Below are 14,562 nucleotides of genomic sequence, written 5' to 3'. Positions count from 1 at the left end.
TGCTCACCTTTCCTCCCGCACCATGGGCAGCATCAGCAGCATCGCCACAATGCTCAATCCGGTCAGGGCCCACCACAGCCCGGCCGGCGCACGGCTGAGCAGTGACGTGACCAGCAGCGGGGACAGCGCCGTAGCGGCCCCCACGAAGAGCTGGTTGAAGGCCAGGTACGAACCCTTCTCCGGCTCCGGAGGCAGGCTGGTGAGCATGACCAGCGCCGCCTGGGAGACGGCGAGCTCGCCGAGGGTGTATCCCGCCATGCCGGTGACCAACAGGAAAACCCGGAGCGACTGTGGCACGTCCGCGACCACCAGCAGAGCGGCATAGAGTCCGGCGTACGCCATTCCGCCCACGGCGAGGACGGTCCCGGGCCCGTACCGGTCGAGGATCCGGCTCAGCGGAAGCTGCAGCACCGCGAGCATCGCGGTGTTCGTGGCGAACAACACGCCGACCATCCATGACGGCAGGCTGAGATTCCGGAGGATGAACACCGGCATGCCGGACTCCACGGCCAGCGCCGCTGCGAGCAGCGATGCGTTGGCGGTCGCGACCCGCATGAACGCGCGGTTCCGCCAGGGGCCCTTCGGCCGGGCGCGCCCCGGGCCGGGCGACGCCGGCCCGGCCGCCGGCACCTTCCGGGTCAGGAGATAGAGCCCGGCGGTCAATGCCAACGCGGTCGCGTAGATGAGCCCGAGGACGACGAACCCCTGGGCCGAGTCGACGATGAACACGCTGGCGATCAGCGCACCGAGCCCGATGCCCGCATTGAAGACCACCCGGGACAGAGCCAGCCATTGGCTCGTCTCCCCCTCGGGAGCCAACCGATACGCGAGCAGAGGGGCCGCCGCATTGTCCGCCCGGGTGGCCAGTGCCAGCACCAGGCTGATGACCGCCAGGGGCACCAGGCCCGGAACCGCTACGAAGCCGACGAAGCACAGTCCTCTGAGGATCGCCGACGCGACCAGGACCGGGCGGGGTCCGGTCCGGTCCACCAACCTGCCCACCAGGTGCAAAGCCGGCAGCACGACCAGCGCGGTGATGGTCAGTACGCCACCCACGGCCGGTAGCGACTGCCGGGACACCGAGGTGTAGAAGAGCAGGCTGAACGGATAGAAGAACCCCATACCGAGGGCGTTGACGAAGCCGGCAGCTCCGACCATGACGGCGCCGGGGCCGCGCGGGAGGACCCGAGGTCGCGGCGCCGTACCGGTGGCGCTCCGGCCGCTCACAGGAACAGCAGGTGGGCGTGCTGCTCGGTCGCCACGCAGCCTCGAGACCGCTTGGTGTCCGCACTGCCCAGGCCGTAGTAGATGGTCCTGACGCCCGCCGAAGCCGCCTCCTCCACGAGACGGTAGTAGAGCAGCTCGAAGTACAGGGGGGCTCCGGTGCGCCGCTGGTAGGCGTAGTCGTATCCGGTCTGCCGGGCGTACCAGTTGTCGCCGTGACGCAGGATCAACGCGAAGCCGCGGACCTCGCCCTCGGCACGGGCGACCATCGCGAAGGCGTCATCGCCGAAGCAGTCACGCACCTGGTGCAGCAACGGCAGCAGCTGGTCGGGGCGCAGGTCGATGTCGTACTTGGCGAGCAGTGCCGACTCGAGCTCGGCCAGCCGGGGCAGGTCGCCGTCGTCCAGCGACTCGACGGCGACCTTCGCTCCCGCCTCGTGAACGCGCCGTCGCTCCGCACCGATCGATACCCGCCGTTTGCGAGGCAGGGAGGCGAGGTAGCCGGCGTAGCCGTCCTGCGGCACCGACAGCGTGCTGTAGTGACCGGAGGTGAACCGCGTATAGCCGCGCTCGCCGAGCAGTCGGGTGAGCGTGCGCTCCCTCTCGTCCAGGTAGAGGAAGCAGACGGTGGCTGCCCCGCCCTCTCGTCCGAGCGCCTCGGCCGCGGTGATCAGCGACTCGAGATCGGCGGTGGTGGTCTCCGAGCCGGTCAGGATCCGCGTGCCGCCGACCTGCCGGCCGCCTGCCAGCAGCGTGGGCATCAGCCGCTTCGTCGGATCGTCACCCAGCCCGGCCAGCAGGTCGGCCGCCCCCGCCAGCCCGGCCGCCGCGCTGTTGCGCACCACGACGTCGGGCCGGCCGAGCGCCCAGGGCACCGAGTCCGTCGCCAGGGCCGTGGCCAGCGCCGCCACCGGCCGGCCGGCACGCTCGATCCACAGGTAGGCCATCGGGACACCGGCAGTCGACTCGACCACGTCCAGCCAACGACAGGTCAGGAAGATGTCCGACGGCCCGGCCAGGCCGTCCCAGGCGCTCCGCGGCAGGTCCGCGGCTCGCAGCGCCACGTGCACGCCGACGGGCAGCGAAACCTGCTCCCAAGGTGTCTGCATTGGCCGAGCCCCCGTGACGTGCGTTTATCTCGATGGTGACGAAAATGGCGAGTAGGCGCGTCGAGTTGTCGCGCGTCGATCCTAATAGATCGACGGAACGCGTGGGGGGCGACCGCGCCTCAGCGAGACGGATTTCTACAGTGGACGGCGGTTACTCGTGAGTAGACTGTGACGAGCGGATCAGTTGACGGCAAAGGTGTTGACGCGCTTCGGCGCGCTGGATACGTTCGAGCCGTCCGAGCAGCCGCACCGTCAAGACGTGCCGCGCCCGGAATCGTGAGCCTCACGGGGGGCCTCGCTAATCAGTGACCGATTATCCGGCTGCATCGTGGCAGCTGGATATCCGCATTTCTCACGCGCGAGGATGGATCATTCATGACTGCTGCCGCTGTGCCGGTGATCCGTACGGCCACCGACGTCATCGCCTCCGAGCTGACCACCGACACGCTGATTCAGCTTGCGGAACGTCAGATCGGCGCGATCCACGTACGCGGTTACTATCCCACCGACGTCGCCGCCGCGGTCGCCGAGAAGGCCATCAACCACCCGGCTCTCGGGCACTACCACAAACAGCACACCAGCAGTGTCGGCCGTGTCTACATGCCACACATCGACACCAAGTGGGATGCGGATCTGACCAAGAAATACCACGACGCCGCGCTCCCCGCCATTGCCGACGTCCGGCAGATGTTCCACCCCTATCTTTCCCCGGTCGACCGCATTCGACTCGAACTGCAGGAATTGTGGCCGGCCGGCGCGAACCTGCTGCGCCTGCGCAAGCGAGCATGCTTCGTCGGGGCCTTCCGGGTGTTCCAGCCCAACACGTCGGAGTTCTACCCGCACAACGATGCCATCGACCAGGAGACCGACGCTCCGGAAATCGAAGGCGTGCTCAATCAGCTGGTCGCCAACATCTACCTGCAGGTCCCCGAGCAGGGCGGCAACCTGCAGCTGTGGCTCCGCGAGCCGACTCCGGACGAGACGGAGATCATTCTGGATGTGGAGGGCCTCGACCCGAAGACGGTCGAGCCGCCGGTGCACGAGATTCACCCGGCCGCCGGTGACCTCATCATCTTCAGCCCCCGAATGCTGCATGCCGTGACTCCCGGACAGGGCGAGCACCGGGTGGGCGCCGCCGCGTTCATCGCGTCCAAGGGCAGGGACGAGCCGCTCGTCTACTGGAGCTGACGTCATCGACCGGCGGCCCCGGCCGCCGGTCCTCCTCAGCCGCCTGACCCAACCCTTCCCGAAGGACTACGGCAATGTTCCCGGCGCTGGTTCGTGCCCACGCACAATCCGACCCGGACCGCCCCGCCGTCGTCGCCGGCGCACAACGCTTGTCCTACGCCGAGCTGGACCACATCGTGTCCCAGCTCCGCGGGCGCCTGCGCGGCGAAAGCATCGGTCACGGGCACCTGGTGGGAATCCATCTCGATCGGACGGCCGAGGCCGTCGTGGCCATGCTGGCTGTGCTGGACTCCGGCGCCGCGTACACGGTCGTCGAGCCGACCGACCCCGTGGAGGAAGGGGCGGCCCGCCTGGCCCAGGCTCGCCCCGACCTCGTCATCACCTCACCCGGCTACGCAGCCGCCCTGGAGCGGCAGGGCCTGCGGCCGTTCGACGTCAGCGTCGTGGGCCCGGACGTTCCGGAGACGCCTTCAGCCGTGATGGCAGGCGACGACGTGGCGTACGTGCTGTACACCTCGGGCTCGACCGGCGTGCCGAAGGGTGTGATGGTCTCCCACGACAACATCCGGCACTACACCGAAGCCGTACGAAGCCGCCTGGGCATCGACGCGCCGCTGCACTACGCCCACGTGACCACGCTCGCCGCCGACCTCGGCAACACGAGTCTCTTCCTGGCCCTGGGAACCGGTGGGACCCTGCACCTGGTCGACGACGACGTTCGTCGCGACCCCTGGAAACTGTCGGACTACCTGCGGCGCGAAGGCGTCGACGTCGTCAAGACCACTCCGTCGCACTGGGCGGCCGTCCACCAACGTGTCGAAGCCGACTCCGCCTCCGGGCCGGCTCTCCGTTTCCTCATCCTCGGCGGAGAGCTGCTCAGCCAGTCGCTCGCCCGCCGGATCCTCGAGTCGAAGGTGACCCGGCGACTGGTCAACCACTACGGACCGACCGAAGCCACCGTGGGGGTCGCCGTTCACGTACTCGACGGCCCGGACGACGTGGACGCTGTCAGCCATCTGGGCTCCGTTCCGATCGGCACCGCGCTCGGCTCCACCCGGCTCGTCGTACGCGACGGCGACGGGCGCCTCCACGAACGCGATGCGACCGGGGAACTGTATGTGGTCGGTCCATCGGTGACTCTCGGCTATCGGAACGACGCCACGACCACGGCGGCTGCCTTCGAGGATCCGCTCGGGTCGTACGGGCGTGCATACCGGACCGGTGACCGGGTCCGCGTCGACCGCGACGGGGTGCTCGAGTTCCTCGGCCGCAGCGACCGGCAGGTCAAGATCCGGGGTTACCGGGTGGAGCTCGGCCACGTGGAGAACGCGCTGCGCCGCCTCCCGGCGGTCGTCGCCGCGGTTGCCGTGCACCGGCCCGACCAGCGGCCCAGCCTGATCGCCGCGGTGATCGGTGCCGGCTCGGACCGGCCGGACCCCGCGGAGCTGCGGCGGCAGCTCGGCCTGGCCCTGCCCCACTACATGGTGCCCGACCGCATAGAGGTCCTTGACGCGTTCCCTCGCACCGACAACGGCAAGATCGACCAGCGCGCGCTCCGGAACCTCCTGGAGGACCGGCTCGCCGTACGAGGCACGCTGGTGCCCGTCACCGACGATCCGGTCCTGGCCGATGTCACCGCCGCCTGGCGCAGCGCCCTGGGACACGACGGCTTCGACGCCGACGCCGACTTCAGCGCCGTCGGCGGGACGTCGATCGACGCCATCGGCGTCATCGCGAAGCTGCAGGTTCAGGGTTATCCGGTCACGACCGCGGAGTTCCAGGCGGCACCGACCGTGACGGCGCTGGCAGACCGGCTGCGCAGCCGCCCGGTGGGGAACGACCACACCGTCCGGCCCGCACCGGTGGATGACGGCACCGCGCTGTCGCCGGCACAGTCGTGGTTCTTCGCCCAGAATTTCCGTCAGCCGGACCACTGGAACCAGGCGTTGCTGCTGCGAGTCGCGAGCGACGTACGGTCGTCGGAACTCGCCGCCGCGGTGCGCGACACGGTCGAGCTGCACCCGCTGTTGTGCACCGCCTTCGTCCCGGCCGACGGGGACGCCGGCCGGATCCGCCGGGAGCTGCGGAGCGCCCCGGGCATCCTGACCACCTCGCCGCTCCCGGCGGACCGGCGAGCCGCCGCCCGGCACATCCGCGAGGTGGCGGCCGCAAGGCAGGACGAGATCGACGTACGGACGGGACGCCTGTTCAGAGCCCACCTCTTCCAGGGAGCGGCCGAGGCGCACCTGTTGCTGGTCGGCCATCACCTCGCCGTCGATGCCGTCTCCTGGGGCATCGTGGTGGACGACCTCAGCCGCTGTTACGAGGCGCGGCGGCACGGCCGGGAGCCGAGCCGTCCGCACCAGCCCGCCGGATTCGGGGCATGGGCGGTGCACCTCCGCAGGCATGCCGAGGACTTGCGGGCAGATCTCGGCCACTGGGCCGGCCTGCACCACTTCCCCCCGAGTCCGGTCCGGGCCGGCGAGGACAACCTCGAGGCCCACGCCCAGGCGGTGTGGTTCGGGCTGTCCCGTCGCGAGACGGCAGCGCTGGCGGCCGCCACGCGACCGAACGAGGCACTGTTAGCCGCGTTCGCCCAGGCGTACGGCGAGGTGCACGGTCTGGACGACCTGATCGTCGACGTGGAAAGCCACGGCCGCACGACGTTCGACGAGTCCGTCGACGTCTCCCGCGTGGTGGGGTGGTTCACCTCCACCTACCCGATCCGGCTGCCGGTGGCTTCCGGCGACGTCGCGGCGACCGCCGAGGCCACGTCCGCGGCGCTGAGGGACGTACCTCATCTCGGCATCGCGTACGGCCTGCACGAAGAGCCGCGCCGGGCGGAGATCTGTTACAACTACCTCGGATCGCTCGCCTTGCCGTCCTCGGGCGAGCTGCGCCCCACCGTCTCGCCGTATGCCGTGGGTCCGGTACGCGGCCCGGACAACGACCGGGTCTACCCCCTCAAGCTGACCGCCCGTCTCCACGAGGGTCAGCTCATCGTCGACCTCTCGTTCACGGCCGGGCAGCACGACCCCGAGCAGATGCGGGCGATCTGCCGCGCGACCCGGACGCGTCTGCTGAGGATCTGCGGCGTCACGGCCGGCCCGGCGCAGCTGGTCATGGAGCATGGTTCCAGCACCGGCCTGCTCCTTCAGGTGCCGAACGAGCTCCGAGACGAGACGCCGGTGGTGTCCGACGACCGACGCCACTACGCCTCCGTCCTGCTCACCGGGGCCACCGGGTTCATCGGCGTGCACCTGCTCCACCTGCTGCTGACCCGAACCACCAGCCGGGTGCACTGCCTGGTGCGCGCCCACGCCGGCGCCTCGGCCGCCGAACGGCTGCGTGAGGCGTACGCCTGGCACCTGCCGGGGCAGAGCCTTGACCGGTACGCCGACCGACTGGTGGTGCACACCGCCGACCTGGCCGATCCGGATCTCGGCCTCGACGAGCGAACGTACGACGCGCTCGCCCGGGAGACCGAGGCGATCTACCACCTGGCCGCCGACACCCGGCTCTTCGGCGACCGGGAGTCCTTCACGAGGCAGAACACCGCGGCGGTGCACGCGATGGTCCGGCTTGCCACGACCGGCCGGGCCAAGGACCTGCACCACGTCTCCACGCTGGCGGTCAGCGGGACGGGGCCTGACGGCCCACCGGTCCCGTTCTCCGAGGACAGCCTCGATGTCGGCCAGAGGTTCCTCAACGACTACGAACGCAGCAAGTACGAGGCCGAACGGGTCGTCCACGACTTCGTGGCACGCGGCGGCCGAGGGTTCATCTACCGTTCCGGAAACGTCAGCGGGCACTCGCGCACGGGCCGGTTCCAGCGCAACGCCGGTTCCAGCCGCCTGGTCCAACTGCTCCGGGGCTGCGCACACCTGGCACGGGTGCCGAGCCTCGACGGCGAGTCGCTCACGCTGAGCCCCGTGGACGTCGTGGCCGAGGGAATCCTGGCGATCTCCCGCAGCGCCGGGATCGACGGTGGGACCTTCCACGTCGAGAGCCGGCACACCGTCTCCTACCGGGAGCTGTTCGACGCCATGCGGGCGGCCGGCTGCGAGCTGCACGAGGACCCGTCGCCGACCTTCGCGGCCCTGTTCGGCCGGCACGTCGCGGACGGTGACGAGCAGGCGGCCCTGGCGTACTTCTGGGCCCGGCGCCCGGAACGCAACGTCAGGTACGAGCACTCCCGGACGTCGCTCACACTGTCGCGGCTCGGAGTGACGTTCCCGCCGCCCACTCGGGACTGGCTGACCCGATATGTCACCGGACTGATCGAAGAGGGAGAGATACCTGTGGTGAAGCAGGCGGGAGCGGGACGTGACTGAGCGACGGGTAGCGGTCGTCACCGGCGCGTCGTCGGGCATCGGACGAGCGATCGCCGTGCATTTCGCCCAGCGTGGCATCCGGGTGGTGGCGGCCGGACGCAACGAGAAGCAACTGGAGCAGCTTGCGGTCGAGGTGTCCCGGCAGCCCGGCGAGGTCCACCCGGTGAGCGGTGACGTCACCGACCCGGATCACCCTCAGCAGCTGCTGGACTGCGCCGAGAAGTGGGAGCCGGCAAGCATCTTCGTGGTGTCGGCGGGCCGCGGTCTGCCGGGCACCGTGCTGGGTTCCGACCCCGGCCGGTGGGAGGACCTGCTCGAGGTCAACTACCTCGCGGTTCTCCGTCAGCTGCGCGCCGCGGGTGCGTACTTCCTGGCACGGGCGGAGCAGGACGGCGGCCGCCAGGTACGCGACATCGTGGTCATCGGCTCCACGGCCGGCCGCCAGGTCTCCGCCGCCAACCCGGTCTACGGTTCGTCGAAGTTCGCCGTGCATTCGCTCGTCGAGGCGCTCCGCCAGGAGGTCTGCACGTCCAACATCCGGGTGACCTTGATCGAGCCGGGTTTCGTGCGCTCCGGCTTCCAGGAGGCGGCCGGATACGACATGGCGTGGTTCGACAAGATCAGCCAGGACAACGGGCCTCTGCTGGCGCCCGAGGACGTGGCGGAGACAGTCGGTTTCGTGATCGACCGCCCCGCCCACGTCCACCTCGACGACATCCGCCTTCGCCCCACCCGGCAGCGTGTATGAGTACGGAGCGACACAGCGTCGAGGCGAAGGAGCTTTTCTGATGGATCCCGTGATCGAGGACCTGTTCTCCCTGACAGGACGGCGGGCCGTCGTCACCGGAGGCAGTTCGGGCATCGGCCTGGCCATCGCGGACGCGCTCTGCCGGGCCGGCGCGGACGTGGTGGTGGTAGCTCGCCGGACCGAACAGCTACGGGACGTCACTGAGCAGCTGCGGGCCGCCGGCGGCTCGGCCGACTGGCTCAGCGGGGACCTCGGCGACCGCGCCGGCGTCCATCGTCTCGCCGACGATATCCTCGCCCGGCACGGCGCTCCGGACATCCTGGTCAACTCCGCCGGCATCAACCTCAGGCCGCACCTGGACCAGCTGTCCGAGGACGACTGGAACCGCACCATGGCCGTCAACCTCGACGCGCCGTTCGTGCTCGGGCAGCGCTTCGGCCCGGCGATGGCCGCCAACGGTTGGGGCCGCATCATCCACGTCGCGTCGCAGCAGACCGTCCGCGCCTTCGGCAACAGCGGCGCGTACGGCGTCTCCAAAGCTGCCGTCGCCGCGCTCACCCGGTCGCAAGCCGAGGCATGGTCGGCCCGAGGTGTCTGCGTGAACGCCATCGCGCCGGGCTTCGTGCACACCCCGCTCACCGAGCCGGTCTTCCAGGATCCCGTACGAGCCGAAGCGATGGCCCGCCGCACCATGATCGGCCGCAACGGTGAGCTCGCCGACTTCACGGGCATCGCCGTCTTCCTGGCGAGCGACGCATCCGCCTATCTGACCGGTCAGACGATCTTCCTCGACGGCGGCTTCTCGTCGACCTGATCCCCGGCCGCCATCAGCCGTACGTCCCTGGACTGGAGGGTCCGATGTCGCATCCGAGGCCGGTCGTCGTCCTGGTCGACGCCTACACCTCCGGCAAGTACCTGTTGCCGGAGTTCACCGCACTGGGGGCGGAGGTGGTGCACGTCCAGAGCACCAGCGAGCTCATGGCGTCCATGCCCGAACCGGATCTGAGCGGGTACGCGGCCAGGATCGTCCACGACGACCTGGCGAAGACGGTCGAGCAGCTGCTGCCGTACGCACCCGTGCGAGTGCTGGCCGGCCAGGAGCCGGGGGTGCTGCTGGCCGACGCGCTCTCGCGGGAACTGGGGCTGCCGATGAACGACCCCGGCCGCTCCGAGGCGCGCCGGGACAAGTACGAGATGATCGAGGCGTTGCGGGACGCCGGGTTGCACTGCGCCGACCAGTTCACCAGTGGCGATGTCGAGGGCATCGTCGACTGGCTGCGGCAGGGCCGCGGCTTTCCGGTGGTGGTGAAGCCCCGGCGGTCCGCGGCCGGCGACAGCGTGTTCATCTGTGCCGGCGAAGCGCAGGTAAGGGCCGCGGTCGAGGCGGTCCTCGGCTCGGAGACCATCTACGGCGAGACCAACCCGCAAGTTCTGGTCCAGTCGTTCCTGCCCGGCACCGAGTACGTGGTCGACATGGTCACGCACGGAGGCCGGCGCTACGTCTGCGGCGTCTGGGAGTACAGCAAACGACTGCTGCCGTCCGGCCGCAACATCTACGACCGGGAACGCCTGCTCGATCCGGGCGAGGCACCCGTGCCCGAGCTGACGGCCTATGTGGACCGTGCCCTCGACGCGCTGGGCGTCCGCTTCGGCCCGACGCACGCCGAGGTCATCCTGACTCCGGAAGGCCCGGCGCTGGTCGAGGTCGGCTGCCGGATCGCCGGCAACATGCACCCCGGCTTCCACGATCACTGCGCCGGAGCCAACCAGGCCACGTTGTCCGCCCTCGAGGTGCTGCGACCCCGGGACTTCCTCGAGCGCTACGCCGGGCGTCACTACGACAAACGGTACGAGGCAGTCTGCTGCACCACGTCCACGACTCTCGACGGCGTCGTGGATCACATCGACGAGCAGGTCGTCGCGGAGATCGCCGGCCTGGACAGCGTCTACCGGTTCGACCTCAAGATCGCACCCGGTGGACGGATCCGTCCTACGGTCGACCTCTACTCGAGCACCATGCGAGTCTTCATGAGCGCCGGCACCATGCCCGACATCGATCGGGACTACGGGCGGATCGAGCAGCTCAAGGACCGGGTCTACCGGCTGCGGGCCGAGGTGGGTGCGCGATGAGCGTCGTGGTCGTCGCCGTCGTCCCGGCCTCCGCCATCCGGCCGGCCGACATCGTCAGGGCCTGCACCACCTGCGGGTACACCCCGGTCTTCGTCACCTGGACGGGATCGATGGATCCGGCGGAGCACCAGGAGTACGCCGAGTTCGGCCCGGTGCTCCTCTGCGACGCCGACCGGCCGGCCGAGGTCGTTCCCCGGCTACGCGCGCACACCCCGACCGCGATCGTCACCTTCAGCGAGGCGATGATCCCCACCACGGCCGCCCTGGCCGAAGGGCTCGGACTGCCCTACCACGACCGGGACGTCGTCGCGGCGCTGACCGACAAGTGGGTCCAGCGGCAGCGGCTGGCCGAGCACGGGGTGGAAAGGATGTGGTCGGCCCTGGTGACCAGCCGCGAGGAGGCGCTGAAGATCCTGGCCGATCGGCCCGGTCCGGTCGTCGTCAAACCGAAACGGAGCCAGAGCAGCCGCGACACCTACCTCGTCGACGGTCTCGAGCTGCCTGATGCGGTGCAACCGAGCGCCGAGCGACCGTTCGTGCTCGAGGAGTTCCTGTCCGGCAGAAGCTCCGGGGACTTCGGTGACTACGTGTCCGTGGAATCCCTCGTCGTCGACGGAGAACCGGTCACACTGGGCGTGACAGGGAAGTTCCCGCTGCTGCCACCATTCCGCGAGCAGGGCCAGTTCCTTCCGGCTCACCTGCCGGACGAGGAGCTCGCCGAGGCCTCCCGCGTGGCGTCCGCGGCGCTGCGGGCCGTGGGCGTACAGCGGGGTATCACCCACACCGAGCTCAAGCTGACCCCGGACGGGCCGAAGATCATCGAGGTCAACGGCCGCATCGGGGGATTCCTCGGTGACCTGTACGAGCGGGCGACCGGGCAGGACCTGCTGGCCCTCGGCCTGGCCGCGAGCTGCGGCGTACCGGTCGCACCGGTCACCGCGCCGGTGATCGACGGCGTCCACTTCCAGTACTCGAACCTTCCTCCGGTGAGCGGCGGGACGCTGCGCGACATCACCGGAGCGGCGCAGGTCCGGCAGGAGCACGGCGTCTTCGGCTACGCCGGCCGGGTCACACCGGGCGCGACCCTGGCTCCCGGAGTGATGACCTTCTTCATGGATCTCCTGCGCGGCGCAGCCCCCGACCACCGCTCGATGCTCACTGTCATCGACCGCTGCCTGGCCCACCTGCGGTTCGGGATCGAGCGGGCCGACGGCACCCTCACGTACTGGCAGGCCGGTCGAGACGGCCTGCGCCCGGTCCCCGACGACCGGTGACCCCACCACCAGAGAGGCAGCGACGATGAAAGGTTCGGTCAGCGTCAACCACCCGAGGATCCGGGCCATCACCAACTGGATCTTCCTGCGGGCCGCCGGCGGAGCGAAACGGCCGCGGATCCTGTCACAGGAGCAGTGCTTCCCCGAGGTTCGCGCGCTCGAGGACAGGTTCCCCGCGCTCAAGGCCGAGGTCGAGGAGTTGCTCACCAGCCGGGAGATCCCCCGGTACGGCACCTTCGACCCGGTCCGCGCCGCGCAGGTCTCGGAGGACTGGAAGCTCTACTACGCGTACATGTTCGGCCAGTCGAACGAGCTCGCCCGTACGGAGTGCCCCACGCTCCTGTCTTTCGCCGAGTCCACACCCACCGTGGTCAACGCCTTCATCTCCATCCTCGAGCCCGGGGTCCCCCTGCCTCCGCACAAAGACCCGTACGCGGGCGTGCTCCGGTACCACCTCGCCATCCGCGTACCCACGGACAAGCCGCCGCGTATCCGCCTGGAGGACGAGTACTACACGTGGAAGGAGGGAGAGGGCGTGGTGCTCGACGTCAACCACGAACACGAGGTGATCAACGAGAGCGCCCAGGCCCGCGTCATCGTCATCATCGACTTCCACCGCCCGCTGGGATTCTTCGCCCGCCGCCTCAACCGCTACATGCTCCGCCAGAAGCGCAAGTGGGCACCCCAGTTCGTCGAGGCCTCCCGATACGACGTCATGCACGCCGCGTGACAGGCCGGGGCTCCGCCGAGGCGGCCCGGTGAACGGGCGGGAACACTGAAGCCCCCGGTCGGTCCGTAGCATCTGCCGGTGCCGGGTGGTGGTCTCTGCGCGGTGCGGCCCGGTCAGCATTCCGCCGAGCCCGAACCCGATCAGGAACGACCCCGGCACGAACGCCCACCCGCTGTCGCGTGGGCAGCAACGCCTCGCGGCCCGCCCGCTCCGGACCGGACCCCGCGAAGAACCCGGCCGGAAAGGGGGCGCCGGCGACGAGCAGAGCGGCCGTCAGCCAGAGGTTGTTGTCGGCCGCCATGATGCCCATGACCACGAGGAGCAGCCCGTCGTCGATGTTCGGTCATCACAGCCGCGTCGCAGGCGAAGACGGCGCAGGCCGGTACGCCGTCGGAGCGGACCGGCCACGAGATCGTCCTCGCGAGCGTCGCGGCAGGTCAAGGCCGGGTGGAGCCCCCGGTCGGAATCGAACCGACGACATCCTGTTTACAAGACAGGTGCTCTGGCCAACTGAGCTACAGGGGCAAGGGCCTCAGCATAGCGGCTGAGCCGGGGACAGGCGGAAACGCCCGGGCGGCGGCCCACCTTGGCAGAACATGAAAAAAAGTTTACGGTGTCGGGGCGTGTGGCTTGCCACACCGTGTTCCTCCCACTCGGATCGTCCGGCACGTTCCTGCCGGTGGAAAGGAAGTCGATTCCCCATGGCTACCGTCACCTATGACAAGGCCTCCCGGATCTACCCCGGGTCCGACCGCCCCGCCGTCAACGAGCTCAACCTCGAGATCGGCGACGGCGAGTTCCTCGTCCTGGTCGGCCCGTCGGGTTGTGGCAAGTCCACCAGCCTGCGCATGCTCGCCGGCCTCGAGGACGTCGACCGCGGCCGGATCCTCATCGAGGGCAAGGACGTCACCAACCTGCCCCCGAAGTCGCGCGACATCGCGATGGTCTTCCAGAACTACGCCCTCTACCCGCACATGTCGGTGTACGAGAACATGGCGTTCGCCCTGAAGCTGCGCAAGACCCCGAAGTCGGAGATCGACCGCCGGGTCAAGGAGGCCGCCCAGCTGCTCCAGCTCGACGAGTACCTCTCCCGCAAGCCGAAGGCGCTCTCCGGTGGTCAGCGTCAGCGTGTCGCCATGGGCCGGGCCATCGTCCGCGAGCCGCAGGTGTTCCTCATGGACGAGCCGCTGTCGAACCTCGACGCGAAGCTGCGTGTGCAGACGCGTTCGCAGATCGCCACGCTGCAGGCGAAGCTCGGCATCACCACGGTCTACGTCACGCACGACCAGGTCGAGGCCATGACGATGGGTCACCGGGTCGCGGTCATGCTCGATGGCGTGCTGCAGCAGTGCGACACCCCGCGGGCGCTCTACGACACCCCCGGCAACGTCTTCGTCGCCGGCTTCATCGGCTCGCCGGCCATGAACCTCAAGACGGTGCCGTTGACCGAGTCGGGCGCCAACTTCGGCCCGCTGGCCGTGCCGCTGAGCCGCGAGCAGGTCGCCGCCGCGCAGTCCGGTGACGGCAAGGTCACCGTCGGCTTCCGCCCGGAGGCCACCGACCTGGTCGCCCCGACCGCGGGCGGCCTGCCCATCGTCGTCGACCTGGTCGAGGACCTGGGCTCGGACGCCAACGTGTACGGCCACGCGGCCCTCGACGGCGGCTCGGAGCGGTTCGTGGTCCGCACCGACCGGCGCGGCATGCCGACCATGGGCGAGACGGTGTTCATCAAGCCGCAGGCCGACCACGTGCACGTGTTCAACGCGGGCACGGGCGTGCGCATCTGACGGCAGCACTCGAGACGAAGGGCGGTTCCCCCCGGGGA

Annotated in this window: 10 protein-coding genes and 1 tRNA gene; 8 read left to right on the top strand and 3 right to left on the bottom strand. The window is 69.6% G+C overall.

All coding sequences use genetic code 11. The features are described from left to right. Positions 1-3: 3 nt before the first annotated feature. Both AB0J80_RS01060 and AB0J80_RS01055 read right to left on the bottom strand, forming a co-directional pair. Positions 4-1,158 carry an MFS transporter gene (locus AB0J80_RS01060; RefSeq protein ID WP_364698941.1) on the bottom strand — a complete coding sequence of 385 codons (1,155 nt, stop codon included), beginning with the start codon at positions 1,156-1,158 and terminating at the stop codon, positions 4-6. 65 nt (positions 1,159-1,223) lie between these two features. Continuing rightward, positions 1,224-2,333, bottom strand: coding sequence for a GNAT family N-acetyltransferase (locus tag AB0J80_RS01055; RefSeq protein WP_364698939.1), 1,110 nt, complete (start codon positions 2,331-2,333; stop codon positions 1,224-1,226). Between the two features lie 375 nt (positions 2,334-2,708). On the opposite strand from AB0J80_RS01055, the gene AB0J80_RS01050 reads away from it, so the two are divergent. The 7 genes from AB0J80_RS01050 (at position 2,709) to AB0J80_RS01020 (ending at position 12,737) form a co-directional block, all read left to right on the top strand. After that, complete coding sequence (locus tag AB0J80_RS01050; protein WP_364698937.1) at positions 2,709-3,521, top strand: 2OG-Fe(II) oxygenase; 813 nt, start codon at positions 2,709-2,711, stop codon at positions 3,519-3,521. Between the two features lie 74 nt (positions 3,522-3,595). Next, positions 3,596-7,855, top strand: coding sequence for an amino acid adenylation domain-containing protein (locus tag AB0J80_RS01045; RefSeq protein ID WP_364698935.1), 4,260 nt, complete (start codon positions 3,596-3,598; stop codon positions 7,853-7,855). Then, entirely contained in the window at positions 7,848-8,603 is a 756-nt protein-coding gene (locus AB0J80_RS01040) for an SDR family oxidoreductase (protein WP_364698933.1), read from the top strand. Before AB0J80_RS01045 ends, AB0J80_RS01040 begins: the two co-directional genes overlap by 8 nt. Positions 8,604-8,643: 40 nt before the next feature. After that, positions 8,644-9,417 (top strand): SDR family oxidoreductase, encoded by a 774-nt coding sequence (locus AB0J80_RS01035; protein WP_364698931.1) that lies wholly within the window; start codon positions 8,644-8,646, stop codon positions 9,415-9,417. A gap of 44 nt (positions 9,418-9,461) precedes the next feature. Beyond that, positions 9,462-10,733 (top strand): ATP-grasp domain-containing protein, encoded by a 1,272-nt coding sequence (locus AB0J80_RS01030; RefSeq protein ID WP_364698929.1) that lies wholly within the window; start codon positions 9,462-9,464, stop codon positions 10,731-10,733. Next, the gene (locus AB0J80_RS01025; RefSeq protein WP_364698928.1) at positions 10,730-12,007 is read left to right on the top strand and encodes an ATP-grasp domain-containing protein; all 1,278 of its coding nucleotides are present in this window, start codon (positions 10,730-10,732) and stop codon (positions 12,005-12,007) included. The genes AB0J80_RS01030 and AB0J80_RS01025 overlap by 4 nt, the downstream gene beginning before the upstream one ends. Before the next feature lie 25 nt (positions 12,008-12,032). Continuing rightward, the gene (locus AB0J80_RS01020) at positions 12,033-12,737 is read left to right on the top strand and encodes an aspartyl/asparaginyl beta-hydroxylase domain-containing protein (protein ID WP_364698926.1); all 705 of its coding nucleotides are present in this window, start codon (positions 12,033-12,035) and stop codon (positions 12,735-12,737) included. A 448-nt stretch (positions 12,738-13,185) separates the two neighbouring features. On the opposite strand, the gene AB0J80_RS01015 is transcribed toward AB0J80_RS01020, so the two are convergent. Next, positions 13,186-13,262 (bottom strand) — tRNA-Thr (locus tag AB0J80_RS01015). 176 nt (positions 13,263-13,438) lie between these two features. Between AB0J80_RS01015 and ugpC the strand changes: the two genes are divergently transcribed. After that, positions 13,439-14,524, top strand: a complete 1,086-nt coding sequence (ugpC, locus tag AB0J80_RS01010) for a sn-glycerol-3-phosphate ABC transporter ATP-binding protein UgpC (RefSeq protein ID WP_364698924.1) — start codon at positions 13,439-13,441, stop codon at positions 14,522-14,524. Positions 14,525-14,562: the final 38 nt, after the last annotated feature.

Source organism: Actinoplanes sp. NPDC049548 (assembly GCF_040676695.1).
GTDB lineage: Bacteria > Actinomycetota > Actinomycetes > Mycobacteriales > Micromonosporaceae > Actinoplanes.
The sequence above is the reverse complement of the archived record's forward strand: the minus strand, read 5'-3'. Positions and strand labels throughout refer to the sequence as shown.